The sequence below is a fragment of the Sphingomonas metalli genome (genome assembly GCF_014641735.1).
GTDB classification, from domain to species: domain Bacteria; phylum Pseudomonadota; class Alphaproteobacteria; order Sphingomonadales; family Sphingomonadaceae; genus Sphingomonas; species Sphingomonas metalli.
Genome location: NZ_BMIH01000002.1, coordinates 820556 through 839760, shown reverse-complemented (window position 1 = coordinate 839760; position 19205 = coordinate 820556). Strand labels below are relative to the sequence as shown.

The window sequence follows — 19205 nt, the reverse complement described above, 5'->3', positions numbered from 1 at the left end:
TCGCGCCCCGGCCATCGCAATGGCGCGCGATTTCGCTTAAGCGCCACCGCCATGACCCAGCGCCTCACCATCCGCCGCCCCGACGACTGGCATGTCCACCTGCGCGACGGCGCGATGCTGGAAGCGGTGGCGGGCTATACGGCCCGGCAGTTCGCGCGGGCGATCGTGATGCCAAACCTGACCCCGCCGGTGACGAGCGTCGCCGCCGCACGCGACTATCGCGCGCGGATCCTGGCGGCGCTGGGCGAGGGTGCGCGCTTTGAGCCGCTGATGACCTGCTATCTCACCGATCAGGCCGATCCCGATACGATCGCCGCCGGCCATGAGGAGGGCGTGTTCACCGCCTGCAAGCTCTACCCCGCCCATGCCACCACCAACAGCGCGCACGGGGTGACCGACATCGCCGCCATCGCGCCGGTGCTGGAGCGGATGCAGCGGATCGGCATGCCGCTGCTGATCCATGGCGAGGTGACCGACCGCAGCATCGACATCTTCGATCGCGAGGCGGTGTTCCTCGACCGCGTGCTGACGCCGCTGATCCGCGACTTTCCCGCCCTGCGCATCGTGCTCGAACATATCACGACGGCGGAGGCGGCGGTCTTCGTCGCCGAGGCGGCGCACCCGATCGCGGCGACAATCACGCCCCAGCACCTGATCATCAACCGCAACGCGATCTTCGACGGGGGCCTCAGGCCGCACGCCTATTGCCTGCCCGTCGCCAAGCGCGAGGCGCACCGGCTCGCGGTGCGCCGGGCGGCGGTGTCGGGCTCGCCGCGCTTCTTCCTGGGCACGGACAGCGCGCCGCATGTCGTGGGGGCCAAGGAATCGGCCTGTGGCTGCGCGGGCATCTTCAACGCGCCCTTCGCGCTGGAGACCTATCTGCGCGTGTTCGACGAGGAGGACGCGATCGATCGCTTCGAGGGCTTTGCCAGCGAGCACGGCGCCCGCTTCTACGGACTGCCGCTCAACCCGGGCACGATCACCCTCGAGCGGGTGCCGGTGACGGTGCCCGCCACGACCGGAGAGGGGGCGACCGCAGTGGTGCCGTTCCTCGCCGGCGAGACGCTGGCATGGCGGCTCGCCGGCTGATCGGCCGCGCGCGTCAGAAGGGCAGCCAGCGGCTCTTGTGGGTGAAGTTCATGTAGCCGACATTCACCCCGGCCCGCCAGCCGACGCCCAGCCGGATCGGGATCAGCACAACATTGCCGCGCCGCAGATAGGTCGCGGCGAACCCGCCGACGAGGTAGAGCCGCCCCTCGGCGCCCGGGAAGCGATGGAACAGCTCCTCGGTGTCGTAGAGGTTGTAGACGAGGACGAAGACCTTGTTGGCGTCGCCGCCGATGTCGAAGCCGACCGACGGACCGGTCCAGTAGACAGGCTGCTGCCCCTCCACCTTGTGCGTCATGATCCCCGAACCGTAGCGCACGCCGACCACCAGCGCACCCGACGCCTCGCGCCCGGCGATATAGGCATTGGGCCGCCCCTGATCCTTGAGGATCTTCTCGATGATGCCGGCGAGCCCCTCGGCGCCCTTGCCGAACACGCCCTCGCCCGCGGCGAGCAGGTCGTCGCGCTCATAGGTGTCGGCGGCCGCAGTGGTCCGCTCGGCGCGGGTGGCGGCGTCGGCCGCGGGCGGCGCTGGCTGGACGGGAGCCGGCTGGGCCGGCGCCGGGTCGGCAGGTGGCGGGTCGTAGCGTGGCGCGGGCGGGGTCGAGGCGGGGGGCGGACCCGCAAGATCGCCGTCGATCGCCCGGTCCGGATCGATCGTGCGCACCTGCGCCGCCACCGGCGCGGCGGTGAGCACCGCCGCCATCACCCAGCCCAAACCGATGCCGCGCATGCCTGAAACCCACTTCCTGCCCCGAACCGGGCGATTAGACCGCCCGCAGCCTTGCCCGGCGCTGAACAAGGACGCAACCGAACGGTTGATCGCCGCCGCCACGCTGGTTATACGCTGCGGCCTGCCGATCCGGAGACGTGGGTGAGCGGCTGAAACCAACGCTTTGCTAAAGCGTCATACGGGAAACCGTATCGAGGGTTCGAATCCCTCCGTCTCCGCCAATTTCGGTAAAATCGTCAGTACCTTGAATGGTTTAATGGGGGATGCGCAGCGTCGCCCAAAATTTCGGCCTACATAGTCATCGCATTTGGTTTCAGTTGCCGTGGACAGCGTAGCCGGTTTGGGTAAGAAACGAGCGTAGGGGGGCTCGCGTTGGGGGATAGACGGCAGAAACCGTTTTTGAAGTGGGCGGGCGGCAAGCGATGGCTGGCTCCCAAACTGGAAATGCTGTTCGCCGTCCCAGGCAATACCTATTTCGAGCCCTTCCTTGGTTCAGGTGCAGTTTTCTTCCATAATACACCTTCGAATGCGCGATTATCCGACGCGAACGAAGACCTCATCGCCTGTTATCAAGCAATCCGGGATCGACCTCAAGAGGTGATCGATTACCTTGAAGCGCTATCGCGGCACCATCCAGACGAACATTATTATATCATACGTGATTCTAGCCCATCTGGTCCGATTGAAAAGGCCGGTAGATTTCTATATCTGAACCGTACTTGCTGGAACGGTCTCTACCGTGTGAACAGGAGGGGCCGTTTCAATGTTCCGCGGGGAACTAAGACCGCGATTGTCTTACCTGACGACGACTTTCACGGAGTGGCTCAGCTGTTGAAGGGCGTGGAACTCGACGCCAGGGACTTCGAAGAGAGCATCGACGAGGCCAACGCGGGCGACGTCGTATTTTGTGATCCGCCGTACACGGTCGCTCACAACATGAACGGCTTTGTCAAATACAATCAAACTATGTTTTCTTGGGAAGATCAGCGGCGGCTGGCTAGCGCTCTTCGACGCGCAGACAAGCGCGACGTGGCTGTTGTCATGACTAACGCCGACCACCACGATCTCAGGTGCCTGTACAGCGACTTCGCAAACATGGTAGCTGTCGGTCGAGCAAGTGTAATAGCGGGAGCCGTAGCGGGGAGACGCCAGACTACGGAACTATTGGTGACTAACGACGTAGCTCAGCGTAGGCTGGAGGCGAGTAATTGTGAGTAGTCTACCCATAGTAAAAACCCTCTCAGTGTGTACCGCCGCTGGAAAGCGTAGCGCTAGGCATGAGCTGCTGTGGAACATCGGCTTCGCGTTTTTACAGGTAATTGTGATTGCTCTTATCGTTCTTTTCTCCCGCTCTATATATGAAATGCCATCTCGGGTTTGGGCCGTAATCAGCGGAGGCGAGCTGATGGTCTATGCCGCGTCCGTTTGTGGATCCGTCTTGTACAGCCTACGGCATAACTTCGATGGGCCGATACCCGACGCACTAAAAGAAAGCGCAACTCCCCTCGGAGTGTTCTGGGTTTCTGCTGGCGGTTGTATGTTTGTAGCTGTTATAGCCTATATTATCAGAAGACTAGGCCAGCTCAATAACTTTCCGGTGAACATAGGCGTGATTGACACAGTCTCTGTGATATTGTTCATATTCTCGATAATCATTGCATACGTTGTTTTTTCGTTGAAGCATTCACTGGCAAGCGGCATGACACCAGCGACGACTGAGCAGACTGCAAGTTTCCGTGAGCAGTGGGAGGCGCGTCGTGACGCTTGATCTGGACCTGCCGCCCGATCCCAGTAAGGTCGAAATAGAAATTGACGTCTTGCGGAGTCGTCAGCCTATTGGCGACTTGTACTTGGCATCGCTTGATGCTGACATACTGACGCGGATCACAGATTTCGATGTCCGTCGCCTTGTCAGTGAGGAAAGAGACGTTGAGCAGTACCTAGGTATACAAAGGCCCTTGGACAAAAAAAGGGTCAATGACCTAATAAAGTATGTGAACTTCGCCGACGCAACCTTTCCGACAGCGTGCATCCTTGCAGTGGATTCCGACTATGCTGCCTATGACGAGGACGCGCGCAAACTCACCATCCGGAACTATAAGTACGGCGATGAACAACCTAGCCGCAATATTCGATACATTGCCCGAGTCCTTGACGGACAACATAGAATCGCCGGTCTCGGGAAGTTTGCGGGAGAGACATTCCAAACGCCCGTAGTTTTTTTCGTTGGCGCAGACCTCGCTGAACAGGCAAGTATATTTTCTACGGTCAATTTAGAGCAAAATAAAGTCGGTAAAAGCTTAGCATACGATCTGTATGCATTAGCCAAGACTCGTAGCCCGCAAAGGCTCGGTCATGAAATTGCGGTCGCTTTCGACCAGGATCCAAAGAGCCCTTTTTACAAGCGCATCAAGCGACTGGGTGTAGCAACCCCTGGTCGGTACCGAGAAACCATCTCGCAGGCCCAATTTGTGCAGGGGATTATAGATCAACTCAGCCGCGAACCTAAGCTTGACCGTGACATTCTTCTGCGTGGACGTCATTTAGGTCTACCGGACGCTGATGAGGCGAAACGCTTCGTTTTCAGGATCGCATTTGTCCAAGGACGTGACTTGGATATCGCGCAGTCTCTCGACGCTTACTTTCGAGCGGTAAAGGATCGATGGCCAGTCGCTTGGGATGAGTTTGGGCAGGGGTTTGTGCTCAATAAGACAAACGGATTTAGAGCATTGATGCGCCTGTTGCGTGTGATCTTTAACGATCGGTATGGTCCCGGGAATAACATCAAATATGATGACGTGAAAAAGATTTTGGACCGGTCGAGCCTGCTTGATGAGGACTTTAATACCGAGCGATTCCCGCCTGGAACTTCAGGAGAGGGAGCGCTTTTCAGGGCACTTGTGGAAACGTGCGGCCTAAATACATGATTTGTTTCGATTGGTGGCCCCGGCTGTGAGCGTAAGTCGGCATTTCCGTATTGGGGCTTTCCATTAGCGATCTAAGCTTAGGGGGTGGCCCAATTTCTACTACTGGCGCGGACTTTTCGTGTGCGCAAGCCACGCGTGGCTTGCGCAGATTTGGGTATACCCGTGCGAGACGATCGGGTGAGACGCGAAAGCCGTCTCAACCGCGGTATCGGCCGCGGCTCGGAACAGGCTGGTTCAGGGGCTTAAACGAACGCCGCTGTCGCAATGTGGTCATAAACCCGGAGCAAGGGCCCGGTGCATGCGAGCCGGCGCATCGATCGCGAGCCGGCCGTCAGGGGGCAGACATCATTATGACGTACCGTAAACTCGCAGCGACGCTGCTGGTCGGCGCAGCGACTGCTGCGACCGTGCCGTTCGCTCAGGCGCAGACCGCAGCGGAGACGCCGGTCGCGGATAGCACGGAGGCCGGAGACGAGATCATCGTGACCGCGAACCGGCGGTCCGAGAACGCCGTCGATGTTCCGATCGCCGTATCGGTCATCCGGCCGGAAGCGCTCCGCGACTATCAGGCGGCGGGCGCCGACACGCTGCTGTCGCTCTCCGGCCGGGTGCCGGGCCTGTACGTCGAGTCGACCACCGGGCGCATCTTTCCGCGCTTCTACATCCGCGGGCTCGGCAATATCGACTTCTACCTCGGCGCGTCGCAGCCGGTCTCGATCATCCAGGACGATGTCGTGAAGGAGCATGTCGTCCTGAAGTCGAACCCGGCGTTCGACGTCGCCCAGGTCGAGGTGCTGAAGGGGCCGCAAGGGTCGCTGTTCGGGCGCAACACCACCGCCGGTATCGTCAAGTTCGACAGCGCCCAGCCGACCGAGACCTGGCAGGGTCGCGGCTCGGTGAGCTATGGCACCTTCAACAGCGTCAACGCCGATGTCGGCATCGGCGGACCGCTGACGCGCGATGGCAGCGTCAGCTTCCGCGTGTCGGGCCTGTACCAGCATCGCGACGACTGGATCAGCAACACCTATACCGGTCCGTCCGACGACGGGACCGTGCCCGGCCGGAACGTGATGGGCGGCTTCGACGAAAAGGACGTGCGCGTCCAGATCCTCGCCCGGCCCAGCGACCGGGCCAGCCTGCGCCTGTCGGGGCATATCCGCGACTATGACGGGACCGCATCGATCTTCTATCGCGGGTCGATCAGGGTGGGGACCAACGCCGTTCCCGCCGCCTTCGACCGCCGCGTGGTCGCCTATGACGAAGCGCGCAACAATCCGCAGGCGTACAAGAACCAGGGCCTGTCGCTGAAGGCCGATTACGATTTCGGCGGCGCCACGCTGACCTCCATCACCGCATGGGAACATGCGGCCGGCTATAGCCGCGGCGATACCGATGGCGGTGCGGCGGCGAACTTCGGCGGCGTCGCGCCCAATATCTGTGCGGCCGGGTGCGGCCAGTCGCAGGGCAGGCTGCGCGGGCTCGACCAGTGGACGCAGGAATTGAGGCTGGCCAGCCCGGATACCGGCCGTTTCAAGTGGCAGGTCGGCGGCATCTATTTCGATGCGCGCGACCGGACGGAGTTCGCCCAGCGCTCCTTCTTCCTGACGAGCAACGCCCTCGGCACCGCGCCGAACCCGCGCAACTTCATCCTGCTGCGCAACGTCAACACCAGCTGGGCGGCGTTCGGCCAGGCCAGCTATGCGCTGACCGACGCACTGACCCTGACCGGCGGCCTGCGCATCACCAACGATGTCCGCAACACGCGGCTGCTGCGCAACCCGAACTTCACGGCGCTGACCGTCCCGGCGACCGCCCCCACCTCGTCCTACGCCTGCGGTGCGGCGACCTCTTGCCGGCTCGCCGACACCCAGCCCAGCTGGGATATCAGCCTGCTCTACAAGCTGGCCCCCGACGTCAGCATCTATGCGCGCCAGGCCCGGGGTTTCCGCGGTCCCACCGTGCAGGGCCGGTCGGCCGTCTTCGCCTCGGCCTATTCGACCGCCGGGTCGGAGAAGAATACCAGCTATGAAGGCGGTATGAAGGCGGCCTTCGCCGATGGCCGGATCAACGTGAACATCGCGGGCTTCTACTACGAGGTCGACAATATCCAGCTGAACGGCAATGACAGCAACGGCAACGGCGTGCTGTTCAACGGCAGCAAGGGCAAGGGCTACGGCAGCGAGTTCGAGATCGAGGCCCGGCCGGTCGACAGTTTCCGCATCAGCGCCGGCCTCAGCCTTCTCCATACGGAGATCAATGCGCCCAACGTCTTCGCCCAGGTCGGCGCGGCCGGCGGCGTGGTGTCGCAGACGGTGCTCAACCCGACGGTGCGGATCGGCAACAACTATTATGCCAATATCGACGGCAATCCCTTTCCGAATGCGCCCGACTACAACCTCAACATCAACGCGCGGTACGACCTGCCGCTCGGCAACGACAGCAAGCTGTTCATCTCCAGCGACTTCACCATGCAGGGCAAGACCAATTTCGTCCTGTACCGCTCGGTGGAATATCGTGCCGACGGCAATTACGAACTGGGTGGCCGGATCGGCTATGCCTTCGGCCAATACGAGATCGCCGGTTTCGTGCGCAACCTGACCAAGCGCACCAATCTGATCGGCGTGATCGACACGTCGAACTACCGGGCCGGTATCTACAATGATCCCCGCGTGTTCGGTGTCATGTTGAGCGGCGCGTTCCGCTGAGCGACGGGCTGGAGGGGGCACCGGTGTCCGCCGCCTCCAGCCGTTCGACGCCCGGGCTCCGCCCCATCATCGGATCACGCCGAACCGCATGCGCGCGGTGAGATCGAGGATCACGATACCGTCCCACAGCGCTGCATTGCCGAGCACGCCATCGGTCGGCACCGGCCAGTCCGCGAAACTCTCCGGCGCGTCGGGGTTGGTGAACACGGAAATCGTCCCGAGTGGCAGCTCGCCGACCATCACGGGTGTCGCGGCCGGCGCGCCCGCGAGGGTGAAGGGCTTGCCCCATGCCGTCCCCTGGATCGTGGCCGGGGCTCCGGCCGTGGCCGCGCGCCCGGTGATGCGTTTCCAGGCGGCGAGATCGACGTGGAGCGGCATCTCGCTCGATCCGGTGTCGAAGACGATCGTGTCGCTTGTGAACGCCCCCGTCCGGATCGGGACGTGGAACTTGGCGTTGCGGAGCATCGCGCGGACGTATCTCGCCTGCTGGATCGGGGCGGGAAGGTCGGGTTCGGCAAAGAGGCAGAAACGCTGCTCCGGATAGTCGATGACGGCGATGCGACCCATCAGCGCCGGCAGCCCGAGCGTGCCGCGCAAGGTGGCGTCTTCCTCCATGTCGGGGTTGAGATAGACCTGCGCGCGGTCGAGCGTCGTACCCGCCAGCTCGAACGTCCTTGCGCGGAACGTCTCGCTGCCCTTCGCCGCCCAGCCGGCCGTGATCGGGAAGCCGCCGTAGAGGCTGGTCACATTGGCGCCGGTGTCGAGTTGCAGCGGGAGGTCCCGTCCGTTGATGCGGACCGGCACGCTGATTCCACCACGTGGCGACCCCTTCTCGTTGGGCAGCCAGGTGAATGCGACGCATTGCGGTCTACCGGCCAGGCTGGCGGACGCTGCGGCCAGCGTTACGGCAGCGGGTGGCGATGGTGCGGGAGTGGAACCGGTGGCCAGCATCAGCGCGACGGCGACGGCAGTGTTGAGCATGTGTTCTGCGAAGACCCTGTGCACGGAAGGAAGCCGATCGGCCTCCCGCGTTTTAGCGACCGGTCAGGTCCGCGTCTAACAGGCGAAGACTATATGGGTCGGGGATCATGGGTCTGGACTTTGGTGCGGCGCGTGCCGCCCTCGCCCTGAGCGCAGTCGAGGGGCGTGAGACTCACCTGTGCTTCGACGTCGCTCGGCACCAACGGGTCGATGTGAGGTCATCCAGCTCCAGACGGCCCGTATCCGCGAAGCCCGGGAGGCAGCGGACGCGCATTCGACGCCAGCGGCGGCGGACCATCAATTCCTGGTCGGATCGCCGGCGATCGCTGCAAGCAGCGCGAACGTCGCCAGCCAGTGCGATCCCATATAGTCGTCGTCGAGATGCGGCAGGCTCGAGGCGAGATGACGATCGGCGGCATCCCTCATCGCGGCGGTACAGGGGTGCGAGGCGTCCAGCGCCTCGACGATCCCGCGCCAGCACCAGGCGCGGCTGAGATTGAGGCCGTCCAGGTGCGCGATCTTGCCATCGCTGCGGTCAGATACGGCGGCGGGCGTGAACAGCGTCGCCGGCTCGCGCCGGGCGAGAGCGGGGAGGAAGGTGTCGAACCAGCCGGCATAGTCCGCCTGAGGCAGCACCCGGCTCATGAGCAACGCCTCGATCAGGGTCGGCGACAGGAAGTCGTCGCCCGAAGGCTCCCATGCCTGGCAGCCGTGATCGCCGCCGAACCATTCGCGTGCGCGCGCATCGATCTGCACGGCGAGCATCGGGTCGTGTTCGATCGCCCAGTCGCGGGTGAGGACGAGCGCGAAGGCGGTGTTGCTGTGGACGCCGGTACGCACAGGGTAGGTCAATTTGGGGAGGTAGGCGGCGAAGCGGCTCGCGAAAGCGGCGGCGAGCGGCGCGAGCGCCTCGCCCCACGGCGCGGCGTGGCGCGCCGCCTCGGCGTGGAGCGCGAGCAGCCAGGCCCAGCCGTACGGCCGCTCGAACCCGGCGGTCATCGGTCGGTCGAGATAGGCGAGCTCGCCCGCGACCCGCGCCGGGGTCAGCATGGCACCGGCGCGCGCCGTGATCGCGGCCGCCTCCGGCAGGTCGGGGCAGAGGCGGGCGATCGTCAGCAGCTGCCACCAGCCGTGAACGCAGCTGTGCCAGTCGAAGCTGCCGTGGAAGATCGGGTGGAGTGCGGCAGGCGCCAGCAGGTCGCCGGGTCCGGTCAGGATCTGGTCGAGCTTATAGGGGTATTCGCGACCGATATGATCGAGCGTGATCCGCGCGAAGCGGGCGGCGAGGTCGGGGGTCAGCGTCGTCATCGTACAACCCACCAGAGGAGCAGGATGTTGAACAGGAGGAGCGGCAGCGCCGTCGCCACCTGCGCCCGGATCACGCCGTAGCGGTCCTCGAGCTCGAGCAGGGCGGCGGGGACGATGTTGAAGTTCGCCGCCATCGGCGTCAGCAGCGTTCCGCAGAAGCCCGCGAGCATCCCGATCGCCGCGACCGGTGCGGGGTCGCCTCCATATTGCCGGACGAGGAGCGGGATGCCGACCGCCGCCGCCATCACCGGGAAGGCGGCGAACGCGTTTCCCATCACGATCGTGAACAGCGCCATGCCAAGCCCGTAGGCGATCGCCGCACCGAGCACGCTGCCCGCCGGGATCGCCTGGCCGACCAGCCCGCCGACGACCTCGCCGACCCCCGCCAGCGCGAACACCGCGCCGAGGCTGGCGAGGAGCTGCGGCATCACCGCCGCCCAGCCGATCTCGTCGAGCAGCCGTCGGCCGGCGCGAACGCCTTCGAGGGGCGTCCGGCGCAGCACCGCCCAGCAGAGCGCGAGCGCGAGGAGCACGCCCGTGGCGAGCGCGATGAGCGTCGCCTGCCTGGAGTCGACCAGCGCCGGCATCTGCTTGAAGAGGAAGGTGCCCCCGAGCGCCACGGCGGGGATGACCAGCGCCAGTGCGAGAAGCGGGCCGTGCGGTGCCGCCGCCTCGGCCGTCTCGCCGCGCCGCATCCGCCCGGAGGTGGCGATCGCGACCAGCGCCAGCACCAGCACGCCGTTGCTGAGGTCGCCGATCCGGTCGCCTGCGAAGAAGGAGGTGGCGAGCAGGCCGTGGAACAGCGTGTTGGCCCAGCGCCGGTCGGCCAGACCGAGGATCGCGCAGGTCGCGAAGAAGCTGCCCGCGACGCAGTAGACGAAGCCGATCCCGATCATCGCGCCGCCCGTGCCCGCCGCCGGTCGAGCCGCCAGAGCCGGAAGCCGTGGATCAGGAAGGCCGCGATCGCGGTCGGAATCGCCCATACCGACAGGTGGAACGGTTCGATATGGATGCCGTAGCCGTCGAGCACGCCCTTCATCAGCAGGATCGATCCGATCGCGATGAAGATGTCCTCGCCGAAGAACAGCCCGACATTGTCGGTGGCGGCGGCCAGCGCGCGGACGCGCTCGGCATCGCCCCTGTCCTGAACGTCGGCGGCGGCCTCGGCCATCGGCGCGACGAGCGGACGGACGGTCTGCGCGGGACCGGCGATGGCGGTGAGGCCGAGCGCGGCGGAGAGCTGCCGGAAGAGCAGGTAGCCCGTCAGGAACCGCCCGGCCGTCAGTCCCTTCAACCCCGCCACGAGTGATCGCGCCCGCGCCTGCAGCCCGGCGCGTTCGAGCAGTCCGATCACCGGCAGCACCATGTAGATCGCCGTGACGTAGCGGGTCTCGTTGAACGCGTGCCCGAAGCGCGCCAGCACGGCGAGCGGATCGAGCCCCGCCGCGAGCCCCGTCACCAGCGCCGCGACGACGATCACGAGCAGCGGGTTGAACCGCAACAGGAAGCCGAGCGCGATGATCGCGACGCCGGACAGGACGAGCATCAGCGCGCAACTCCGTAGCCGCCGCCGCCCGGCGTCTCGATCACGAAGACGTCGCCGGGGGCCATGTCGGCCGAGGCGACCGCTCCCAGGGGCTCGACACGGCCGTCGGCGCGCTCGATCCGGTTGGCCCCCACCGCGCCGTCGCCGCCGCCCGCCAGCCCGAACGGCGCGACGCGGCGGTGATTCGACAGGATGTTGGCGCGCATCGGCGCGAGGAAGCGGACCCGCCGCGTCGCGCCGTCGCCGCCGGTCCACGCGCCGGCGCCACCCGACCCGCGGCGGATCGAGAATTCCTCGAGCAGGACGGGGAAGCGCGTCTCCAGGATCTCGGGATCGGTCAGGCGGCTGTTGGTCATGTGCGTCTGCACCGCGCTCGCGCCCGCGAAGCCGTCGCCAGCGCCCGCGCCGCCGGCAATCGTCTCGTAATATTGGCGTCGCGGATCGCCGAACGTGAAGTTGTTCATCGTTCCCTGGCTTGCGGCCATCGCGCCGAGCGCGCCCATCAACGCGTCGGTGACGACCTGGCTGGTCTCGACATTGCCGGCGACCACCGCGGCGGGGAAGCGCGGGTTGAGCATCGACCCTTTGGGCACGATCAGCGTCACCGGACGCAGGAAGCCGTCGTTCAGCGGCGTGTCCTCGCCCACCAGCGTGCGGAGCACGTAGAGCACGGCAGCGCGGGTGACGGCGAGCGGTGCGTTGGTGTTGCCGGGGCGCTGATCGCTGGTGCCGGTGAAGTCGACGGTCATCGCTCCCGCGTCGCGATCGACGTGCACCGCGACGCGGACGGTCGCGCCGTCGTCGGTCGGATAGGCGAAAGCGCCGTCGCCGAGCGAGCGGACGACGCGGCGCGCGAGCGTTTCGGCGTGCGCCTGGACGTGCTCCATATAGGCAGAGACGACGTCCGCCCCCTGCTCGGCGATCAGCCGCTCCAGTCCTGCCGCGCCGCGCGCGCAGGCGGCGAGCTGCGCGGCGAGGTCGGCCATGTTCTGCTCGACATTGCGCGCCGGATGGGGGCCGCCGGCGAAGAGCGCGCGCAGTTCGGCATTGCGCAACCGCCCCTCCGCCAGGACCAGCACGTCGTCGAGGACGATCCCCTCGTCGTGGAGGGTGCGGCTATCGGCCGGCATCGAGCCGGGGCTGGTCCCGCCGATGTCGGCGTGGTGGCCGCGCGCGGCGACGAAGAAGGCGGGCGCGTCGCCGTGCTCCGCGAATACCGGCTGGACGACGGTGATGTCGGGCAGATGGGTGCCGCCGCGATACGGGTCGTTGACCGCATAGGCGTCGCCCGGTCGCATCCCGCGCCCGTCGGCGGAGCGACTCGCGATCAGGTGGCGGACGCAGTCGCCCATCGAGCCGAGATGGACCGGAATGTGCGGCGCGTTGGCGATGAGGTGGCCGGCCGCATCGAAGATCGCGCACGAGAAGTCGAGCCGCTCGCGGATATTGACCGACATGGCGCTCCGTTGGAGCGCCGAACCCATCTCCTCGGCCAGCCCCATGAAGAGCCCGGCGAAGATCGCGAGGCGCACGGGATCGACCGACGCGTCCGCCGCGCCCGTCGCGGCGCGCGGGATCGTGCGGACGATCCGCAGCGTCCCGTCGGCGAGGACGGTTGCCGACCAGCCCGGTTCCACCGCGACGGTCGTGGTCGCGTCGACGATCAAGGCCGGTCCTTCGATGCGGACGCCCGGCGCGAGCGCCGCGCGGCGATGAAGCGGTGCGTCGTGGCGGACGCCGGCCATCGCCATCTCGACCATTTCGGCAGCCCCGGATGCGGCCGTCACCGCGGCGGGGGCGAGCGGCCGGGTGGCGAGCACCGCCTCGACCTGCAACCGCTCCACCATCAGCGTGTCGTCGCTCTCGAAGCCGAACCGTTCGCGGTGCGCCGCCGCGAACGCCGCCGCCATCGCCGCGGGCTCGGCGACGGCGACGTCGATCCCCTGGTCGGTGCGCGCGTAACGCAGCGTCGCGGTCGCCTCGATCGCTGCCGCCGCACCCAGATCGCCGCGCGCCTCGGCTACGAGCTCGTCGAGCGCGGTGTGCCAGTGTCCGTCATCCAGCGGGGCGCCCACGCTGCGCTGGCGTACCGCGCGCCGGTCGGCGAGCGCGATCCCCCATGCGGACAGGACGCCCGAGAGAGGGTCGACCAGCACCTCGGTCATGCCGAGCGCGTCGGCGACGAGGCAGGCATGCTGTCCGCCCGCGCCGCCGAAGCTCATCAGCGCATAGGTCGCGGGATCGTGGCCGCGCGCGACCGATACCGCCTTGATCGCGTTCGCCATTCCCGCGACCGCGATCGCGATCAGCCCCTCCGCCGCCGCGAGCGGATCGGGGCGGATGCCGGTCGCCGCCTCCACCTCGTCGAGGAGGGCGTCGAGCCGAACCCGCGCCGCGTCGCGGTCGAGCGGCCGGTCGCGATCGGGACCGAACACCGCGGGAAAATGGCCGGGGACGATCTTGCCGAGCAGCAGGTTGCAGTCGGTCACCGTCAGCGGCCCGCCGCGCCGGTAGCAGGCGGGGCCCGGGTCGGCTCCGGCCGACTCCGGTCCGACGACGAACCGCCCGCCGTCGAAGCGGCAGATCGAGCCGCCGCCGGCCGCTACCGTGTCGATCCGGAGCATCGGCGCCGACACGCGCGTGCCGCCGATCACCGCCTCCTGCCGCCGCTCGAAGCCGCCCGCCCATAGCGACACGTCGGTCGAGGTGCCCCCCATGTCGAAGCCGATGACCCGCCCGACACCCGCATTCGTCGCGGCGGCGGCCATGCCGACGATGCCGCCGGCGGGACCGGAGAGCAGCGCGTCCTTGCCGCTGACCGCGCGCGCCACGGCGAGTCCGCCCGACGACTGCATGAACAACGGCGCGCCGCCGAACGCCGCCTCCAGCCCGTCGACATAGCGGCGGAGCACCGGCGACAGATACGCGTCCGCCGTTGTCGTGTCGCCACGTGCGACGAAGCGAACGAGCGGCGAGACGCGGTGGCTGGCGGAGACCTGGGTGAAGCCGACCGCCACCGCGAGGTCGGCGAGCGCCGCCTCGTGCGCGGTGTGTCGCCAGCCGTGCATCAGGACGATGGCGACGCTGCGCAAGCCGGCATCGTAGGCGGCGCGGAAGCGGGCCTCCGCTGCCGCCAGGTCGAGTGGCCGCAGCACGGTGCCGTCGACGTCGACGCGCTCGTCGATCTCGACCACCTGCGCGGGCAGCGGCGGGGACTTGCGGATCGCGCGCGCGAAGATGTCGGGCCGATCCTGGTATCCGATCGCCAGCGCGTCGCCGAAGCCGCGGGTGATCGCCAGCAGCGTCGGCTCGCCGCGCCGTTCGAGCAGCGCGTTGGTCGCCACCGTTGTGCCGATGCGGACGTCGATCGGGGGCAGCGTTCCGTCGCCCACGCCCGACAGCCGCCGTACCGCCTCGACCGCGGCATCGTCATAGCGTCCGGGATCGACCGAGAGCAGCTTGACGACCTCGACCGTGCCGTCGGCCCGCTCGGCCACCACGTCGGTGAAGGTCCCTCCCCGGTCGATCGCGATGCGTCGAAGCGGAGACGGACGGGGCGCGGGCGAGGCCATGGTCGTCGGTATCGCAGCGCTTCCCGCGGTTGTCGATCGATACGGCTCCGCCACGCCATCCGGTCACCTCGTGGCGGCAACGCGAGACGCGTCCGCTAGGAATGGAATGCCCCGCCAGAAAAACAGTGCACAGACCAGTTCCACGTGTCGACGCGGGGCGAGGATGCGAACGCGCTGGCACGGTGTTGCCGATGCCGCGACGAGCCCGGTGCCAGCGGCGTTGCCGGCGCGAGCATTCAGGCGTGCGGCACGGACCCGGTACCGTGCGCGTCGTCGCCGGTCGGGCCCGCCCAGGCGACGATGCCGTCGGGGCGAACGAGCAGCGCGTCGATCCCGGGATCGAGGCGGGACCCGGCGATGACGTAGTCGATACGGGTGGACGGGCGGGCGGTCGCCGCCAGCGGACCGGCGGGATCGAAGTCGACCAGCAGGGCCCGGCCGCTGCGCAGCGCCTCATCGAGCCTCCGGCCGTCCGCGAGCATCATGTCGGGGGCGCTCCGGCCGGCGAGAGGATGGATGGCGGCGAGCGTCCCGTAGCGCAGCCCGGCCCCCCATACGCGTCCGGCAAAGTAGGTCGCGCCGTCGCGCGTGTTCAGCAGATCGCGCACCACGTTCCGCAACGCCGCCGCGCCGGGATCCGGGCGCAGCAGCGCGACCTGCGCGCGCGACCAGTCGAGCACCTGCTCCGCCACGGGGCGGCGTTCCTGCTCGTAGCTGTCGAGCAGCGACGGCGGCTCTTCGCCGCGAAGGACGGCGGCGAGTTTCCATCCCAGGTTCATCGCATCGCCGATGCCCAGGTTGAGGCCCTGTCCGCCGAGCGGTGCGTGGACGTGCGCGGCGTCGCCGGCAAGAAGCACGCGCCCCTGGCGGTAGCGGGCCGCGAGAAACGCACGGTCGGTCCATGTCGTGGCGAGGTCCACCGCCTCCACCACGACGTCGGTGCCGGAGACACGCCGCAGCACTGCCTGCACGGGATCGCGCGTCAGCGGCGCCTTGCGGTGGTTCGCGCCGCCATCGAAGTCGACCAGGGTGACGATGCCCGGCGGCGCGTAGGTATACATGCCCGCGGCGCCATGCTGGCGGCCGGGGTGCAGCGGATTGGGTTCGCCGAGGCGCAGCGCCATCGAGTAGCCGGTGAATTCCGGCTCGGTGCCGGCGAAGCCGATCCCTGCCGCCTTGCGCACGGTGCTGCGACCGCCGTCGCAGCCGACCAGCCAGCCCGCCTGGTGCGTCACGCCACCGGCCTCGACTTGGACGCCGTCGAGCGACACCGCCACGCGAGCGACGCCGCAGCCGTGGCGGATCGTGACGCCCAGCTGGCGCGCGCGCACCGCCAGGACGTGCTCGAGATCCGCCATGGTGACGGCGAGCATCTCGGTCGCGCCCCCCGCGCGCCATGGCCACGCATCCTCGTCCACCATGTCGCGGAAGAACTGGAGGCCGGCGAAATGCCCGGCGGGACGCCGCGCGCCGGCCACCCAGGGCGCGCTGGCCGCCACATCGCTTGCTTCCATGCGGGCCCGCAGCGGTGCGAGCAGGTCGCGGCGATCCAGGCTTTCCATCGTCGACAGGTTCAGCCCGCGCAGCCCGAACGGCAGCTGCTTCAGCGAGGAGGCCTCGGCATCGCCTTGCTCAAGTACCAGCACACGGCGGCCGGCCTGTCCGAGTTCGCACGCGAGGAAGAGGCCGACCGGCCCGGCGCCGGCGATGATGACGTCGTAAGTGGAACGATGATCGGGTGACATGGCGAGGCTCCTTCAGTCGAATGTTCGACCGGAGCGTTCCCCATCCAGGCACCCTCGCGGACGAACGACGGGACGCCGGGATCGGCGTCCGCTGTTCGTCGTGGGGATCCTGGCCGAGGCCGAAGACCAGAGCTTCCGTTACCGGAAGGGCTTGGGCTGACCAGACCAAGCCTGCCTTTTCCGACGGCGCCGTCATAGCCGATGCCGAGCGCCCGGGGAATATCCTCTATGATCGGTCCGCGATGCCGCGCGGCCGATCCCGGTCGCCGGGTCCCTACAAGGACTGCTTCACGCTCTCGACCACCAGGACGAGCAGCCCGGCCACGGTCGGATAGAAGGTCAGGGCGAAGCCAAAGGCCCGCGCCTGCGCGTCCCGTGCATAGCCGATCCAGAAGAGGAGGCGCCCCGTCGCGAAGAGCGCCGCGAGCGCGAGGGTCAGCGGCACCGACGACGCGACCAGCAACGCGAGAGACATGTGGACGGGAAGGGCGAACACCACCTGCTCGAGCGTGTTCTGCAGGATCGCCCTGGCGCGCTCCACCTGCGGCGTGGCGACCCCTGCACCGCTGCCGGCGATGTCATCGGGCGAAAAGAAGCGCAACCGAGCGACGTTCGCGATCGTCGCCGCGAGCCAGACCATGACGATCACGTCCGCCTTCGCCGTGATGATCAGGCGCTCGCTCGGCGAAAGCGTCGTCGCGGCACCCCGGTACAGGCACAGCGCCGAGACCAGAAGGGTGACGCACAAGGCCGCCGCCATGCCGAACGCGACGCCGCGCTGTTCCTGGGGAAAGCTCTTCGAGGAGGGCATCCGACTTCCTTCCGACCGACGCCCCGGATGGATCGCCCGGGCGCCAGCCCCGCCGACCCGATCCCGCCACCGCTCGTGGATGGATTTGGGCGAGGCACTCCGGACGCGCCATCGTTGCAGGACCCGGTGCGACGCCGTCGTGAGGGACCGGTCTTCACCGATCCCGACGATCCAGTGTCGCCACGGCAGGAAACTTCCGACCGGCCCCGCTGGTTGCCCGCACATGATTGCCGCGGGCCGGTGCGAGCACGGCGCGCAACCAGTCGCCGGCCAGCGACACCGCTCTGGGCGAGCCCAGATTGGCCCCGAGCTTCGGCACTTCTTCCGCGCCGCCCGTCTGCGCACCCTCCTGGAACCAGTGGCTGAGCCCTTCCAGTACCACCACCTTCGCCCGGGGGTTGCCGGCCAGTGCGCGCCGGGCCTCGGGAGCCTCGTCGGATGCGATCACGAGCGGGTCTTTGGAGCCGAACACCGCGAGAACCGGTATTTGCAACGCGCGCAGATCGGAGGCGGAGCGCATCTCTTCCGCCCGCCACGCTTCCCTGACGTCGATCATCGACAGCGCCGCCTCCGCTCGGGGCCGCGAGAAGCCTGCTGCCACGAACCGGTCGGTCAACGCCGCGCGTAGCCGGGCGATCGTCTCGGCATCCTCGCCGTCCGATCGCGCCTGAAGCAATGTGCCTGCGGCGTCCACGACGGGCGCGACGACCGCTTCCGCCAGGCCGGCGGCGATCATCTGATTGTGGATCGCCCGCCGGAGATAGGGCAGACCGTCCCCGACCGATCCCGCCAGCGTGACCACCGCCTTGATCATCGGGTCGGAGGCCGCGACTGCCGGCGCGATGACGCCGCCCTGGCTGTGACCGACCAGAGCGATCCGGCGACCGTCGATCTGCGGTCGCCGGCGCATGGCGGTAACCCAGGCCCTGGCGTCGCGGGTCAGCGCGGCGATGTCCTCCTCATAGACGCCGGTCGAGGCGCCGATGCCGCGCTTGTCATACTCCAGCGTGGCGATGCCGTCCGCCAGCAGCCGGTCTGACAGGCTGCCATAGCCGCCCCGCCCGTTGGGGCCATGTCCCTGGATCAGGATCGCGAGCGCAAAGGGGCCGGTGCCGTGGCCCGTCGGCGTGCGAAGCGTGCCGGCCAGCACCACGCCCGGATCGGAGGATATCCGCACGTCGTGCGCGACGGAGCGCGCGCGGAAGCCGGCGAAGGCGTTCCGCACGGACGCTGCGTCGGGCTCGCCCGGCAGGAAGGCGACCGGACCGAGCGATACCGCCACCGCCGCCTGGCCGGTTTGCACCGTGAGGGACTGGGACCGTGCAGGCAGGTCTTTCGGCGCCAGGCCGGTGATCGTGTAGCGCCGCCAGCCGGGCGTGAGGTCGATGGGGCTGACCGTCAGCGCGGTATAGGCGGGCGCGGCGCCGTTCATGGTGGCTGTAACCCGGACCGGCCGCTCGGCGCGTGCCCAGAAGACCGCCGAGACGTGCTCGCCCGCGCGCAGGGGGTCGGGGATCACCAGCCCGGCGCCGCTAGACCAGACCTCGCCCGCTGCGCGTCGCGGTTCGATGCGCAGCGCACCGTCGCCGGGCACGCGGGCGTCCCGCTGATAGGTGGATCGTGCGCCATAGGGCTGCCAGCGCCCCACCTCGATCGCCGAGGATTGCGCGAGGACGGGCGCGGGCAGCAGGGCCAGCAGCGCGAAGAACGAGGCATGATGGTTGGCCGAGACGATCATGGACGGTTCCTTCTCGTTGAAACGTGGCGGAG

14 protein-coding genes and 1 tRNA gene are annotated in these 19205 nt (G+C 67.6%); 6 read left to right on the top strand and 9 right to left on the bottom strand.

Annotated elements, in window-relative coordinates; all coding sequences use genetic code 11:
- The first annotated feature begins 51 nt into the window (after window positions 1-51).
- On the top strand, window positions 52-1089 hold the full coding sequence (gene pyrC / locus IEX18_RS09945; RefSeq protein ID WP_188658579.1) for a dihydroorotase: 1038 nt from the start codon (window positions 52-54) through the stop codon (window positions 1087-1089).
- A 13-nt stretch (window positions 1090-1102) separates the two neighbouring features.
- Here the strand turns inward: pyrC and IEX18_RS09940 are convergent, their stop codons facing one another.
- The gene (locus tag IEX18_RS09940; RefSeq protein ID WP_188658578.1) at window positions 1103-1840 is read right to left on the bottom strand and encodes a DUF1134 domain-containing protein; all 738 of its coding nucleotides are present in this window, start codon (window positions 1838-1840) and stop codon (window positions 1103-1105) included.
- Between the two features lie 131 nt (window positions 1841-1971).
- Here IEX18_RS09940 and IEX18_RS09935 point away from each other — a divergent pair.
- From IEX18_RS09935 to IEX18_RS09915, 5 genes are all read left to right on the top strand, one after another.
- Window positions 1972-2061 (top strand) — tRNA-Ser (locus tag IEX18_RS09935).
- 178 nt (window positions 2062-2239) lie between these two features.
- Window positions 2240-3058: a DNA adenine methylase gene (locus IEX18_RS09930; protein WP_229664488.1), complete on the top strand. Its 819-nt coding sequence runs from the start codon at window positions 2240-2242 to the stop codon at window positions 3056-3058.
- A 187-nt stretch (window positions 3059-3245) separates the two neighbouring features.
- Window positions 3246-3608, top strand: coding sequence for a hypothetical protein (locus IEX18_RS09925; RefSeq protein ID WP_188658576.1), 363 nt, complete (start codon window positions 3246-3248; stop codon window positions 3606-3608).
- The gene (locus IEX18_RS09920) at window positions 3598-4767 is read left to right on the top strand and encodes a DGQHR domain-containing protein (protein WP_229664487.1); all 1170 of its coding nucleotides are present in this window, start codon (window positions 3598-3600) and stop codon (window positions 4765-4767) included. The genes IEX18_RS09925 and IEX18_RS09920 overlap by 11 nt, the downstream gene beginning before the upstream one ends.
- 350 nt (window positions 4768-5117) lie before the next feature.
- Window positions 5118-7472 carry a TonB-dependent receptor gene (locus IEX18_RS09915; protein WP_188658575.1) on the top strand — a complete coding sequence of 785 codons (2355 nt, stop codon included), beginning with the start codon at window positions 5118-5120 and terminating at the stop codon, window positions 7470-7472.
- A 66-nt stretch (window positions 7473-7538) separates the two neighbouring features.
- Here IEX18_RS09915 and IEX18_RS09910 read toward each other — a convergent pair whose 3' ends face one another.
- The 8 genes from IEX18_RS09910 to IEX18_RS09875 form a co-directional block, all read right to left on the bottom strand.
- Window positions 7539-8453, bottom strand: a complete 915-nt coding sequence (locus IEX18_RS09910) for a hypothetical protein (protein WP_188658574.1) — start codon at window positions 8451-8453, stop codon at window positions 7539-7541.
- Window positions 8454-8750: 297 nt separating this feature from the next.
- The gene (locus tag IEX18_RS09905) at window positions 8751-9761 is read right to left on the bottom strand and encodes a DUF2891 domain-containing protein (protein WP_188658573.1); all 1011 of its coding nucleotides are present in this window, start codon (window positions 9759-9761) and stop codon (window positions 8751-8753) included.
- Window positions 9758-10657 (bottom strand): 5-oxoproline transporter, DUF979 family subunit, encoded by a 900-nt coding sequence (locus tag IEX18_RS09900; RefSeq protein WP_188658572.1) that lies wholly within the window; start codon window positions 10655-10657, stop codon window positions 9758-9760. The genes IEX18_RS09905 and IEX18_RS09900 overlap by 4 nt, the downstream gene beginning before the upstream one ends.
- Window positions 10654-11307, bottom strand: coding sequence for a DUF969 domain-containing protein (locus IEX18_RS09895; RefSeq protein ID WP_188658571.1), 654 nt, complete (start codon window positions 11305-11307; stop codon window positions 10654-10656). The genes IEX18_RS09900 and IEX18_RS09895 overlap by 4 nt, the downstream gene beginning before the upstream one ends.
- Window positions 11307-14879: a hydantoinase B/oxoprolinase family protein gene (locus IEX18_RS09890; RefSeq protein WP_188658570.1), complete on the bottom strand. Its 3573-nt coding sequence runs from the start codon at window positions 14877-14879 to the stop codon at window positions 11307-11309. The genes IEX18_RS09895 and IEX18_RS09890 overlap by 1 nt, the downstream gene beginning before the upstream one ends.
- Before the next feature lie 236 nt (window positions 14880-15115).
- Complete coding sequence (locus IEX18_RS09885; RefSeq protein ID WP_188658569.1) at window positions 15116-16624, bottom strand: FAD-dependent monooxygenase; 1509 nt, start codon at window positions 16622-16624, stop codon at window positions 15116-15118.
- A gap of 274 nt (window positions 16625-16898) precedes the next feature.
- Window positions 16899-17435 carry an MAPEG family protein gene (locus IEX18_RS09880; RefSeq protein WP_188658568.1) on the bottom strand — a complete coding sequence of 179 codons (537 nt, stop codon included), beginning with the start codon at window positions 17433-17435 and terminating at the stop codon, window positions 16899-16901.
- A 154-nt stretch (window positions 17436-17589) separates the two neighbouring features.
- Window positions 17590-19173, bottom strand: a complete 1584-nt coding sequence (locus tag IEX18_RS09875; protein WP_188658567.1) for an alpha/beta hydrolase — start codon at window positions 19171-19173, stop codon at window positions 17590-17592.
- Between the last annotated feature and the right edge of the window lie 32 nt (window positions 19174-19205).

Excerpts from the sequence above, each read along its gene's own strand:
- IEX18_RS09940 (WP_188658578.1), bottom strand. The coding sequence starts at position 1,840 with ATGCGCGGCATCGGTTTGGGCTGGGTGATGGCGGCGGTGCTCACCGCC.
- IEX18_RS09915 (WP_188658575.1), top strand. The coding sequence starts at position 5,118 with ATGACGTACCGTAAACTCGCAGCGACGCTGCTGGTCGGCGCAGCGACT.
- IEX18_RS09905 (WP_188658573.1), bottom strand. The coding sequence starts at position 9,761 with ATGACGACGCTGACCCCCGACCTCGCCGCCCGCTTCGCGCGGATCACG.
- IEX18_RS09880 (WP_188658568.1), bottom strand. The coding sequence starts at position 17,435 with ATGCCCTCCTCGAAGAGCTTTCCCCAGGAACAGCGCGGCGTCGCGTTC.
- IEX18_RS09910 (WP_188658574.1), bottom strand. The coding sequence starts at position 8,453 with ATGCTCAACACTGCCGTCGCCGTCGCGCTGATGCTGGCCACCGGTTCC.
- IEX18_RS09875 (WP_188658567.1), bottom strand. The coding sequence starts at position 19,173 with ATGATCGTCTCGGCCAACCATCATGCCTCGTTCTTCGCGCTGCTGGCC.
- pyrC (WP_188658579.1), top strand. The coding sequence starts at position 52 with ATGACCCAGCGCCTCACCATCCGCCGCCCCGACGACTGGCATGTCCAC.
- IEX18_RS09895 (WP_188658571.1), bottom strand. The coding sequence starts at position 11,307 with ATGCTCGTCCTGTCCGGCGTCGCGATCATCGCGCTCGGCTTCCTGTTG.
- IEX18_RS09890 (WP_188658570.1), bottom strand. The coding sequence starts at position 14,879 with ATGGCCTCGCCCGCGCCCCGTCCGTCTCCGCTTCGACGCATCGCGATC.
- IEX18_RS09925 (WP_188658576.1), top strand. The coding sequence starts at position 3,246 with ATGGTCTATGCCGCGTCCGTTTGTGGATCCGTCTTGTACAGCCTACGG.
- IEX18_RS09900 (WP_188658572.1), bottom strand. The coding sequence starts at position 10,657 with ATGATCGGGATCGGCTTCGTCTACTGCGTCGCGGGCAGCTTCTTCGCG.
- IEX18_RS09885 (WP_188658569.1), bottom strand. The coding sequence starts at position 16,624 with ATGTCACCCGATCATCGTTCCACTTACGACGTCATCATCGCCGGCGCC.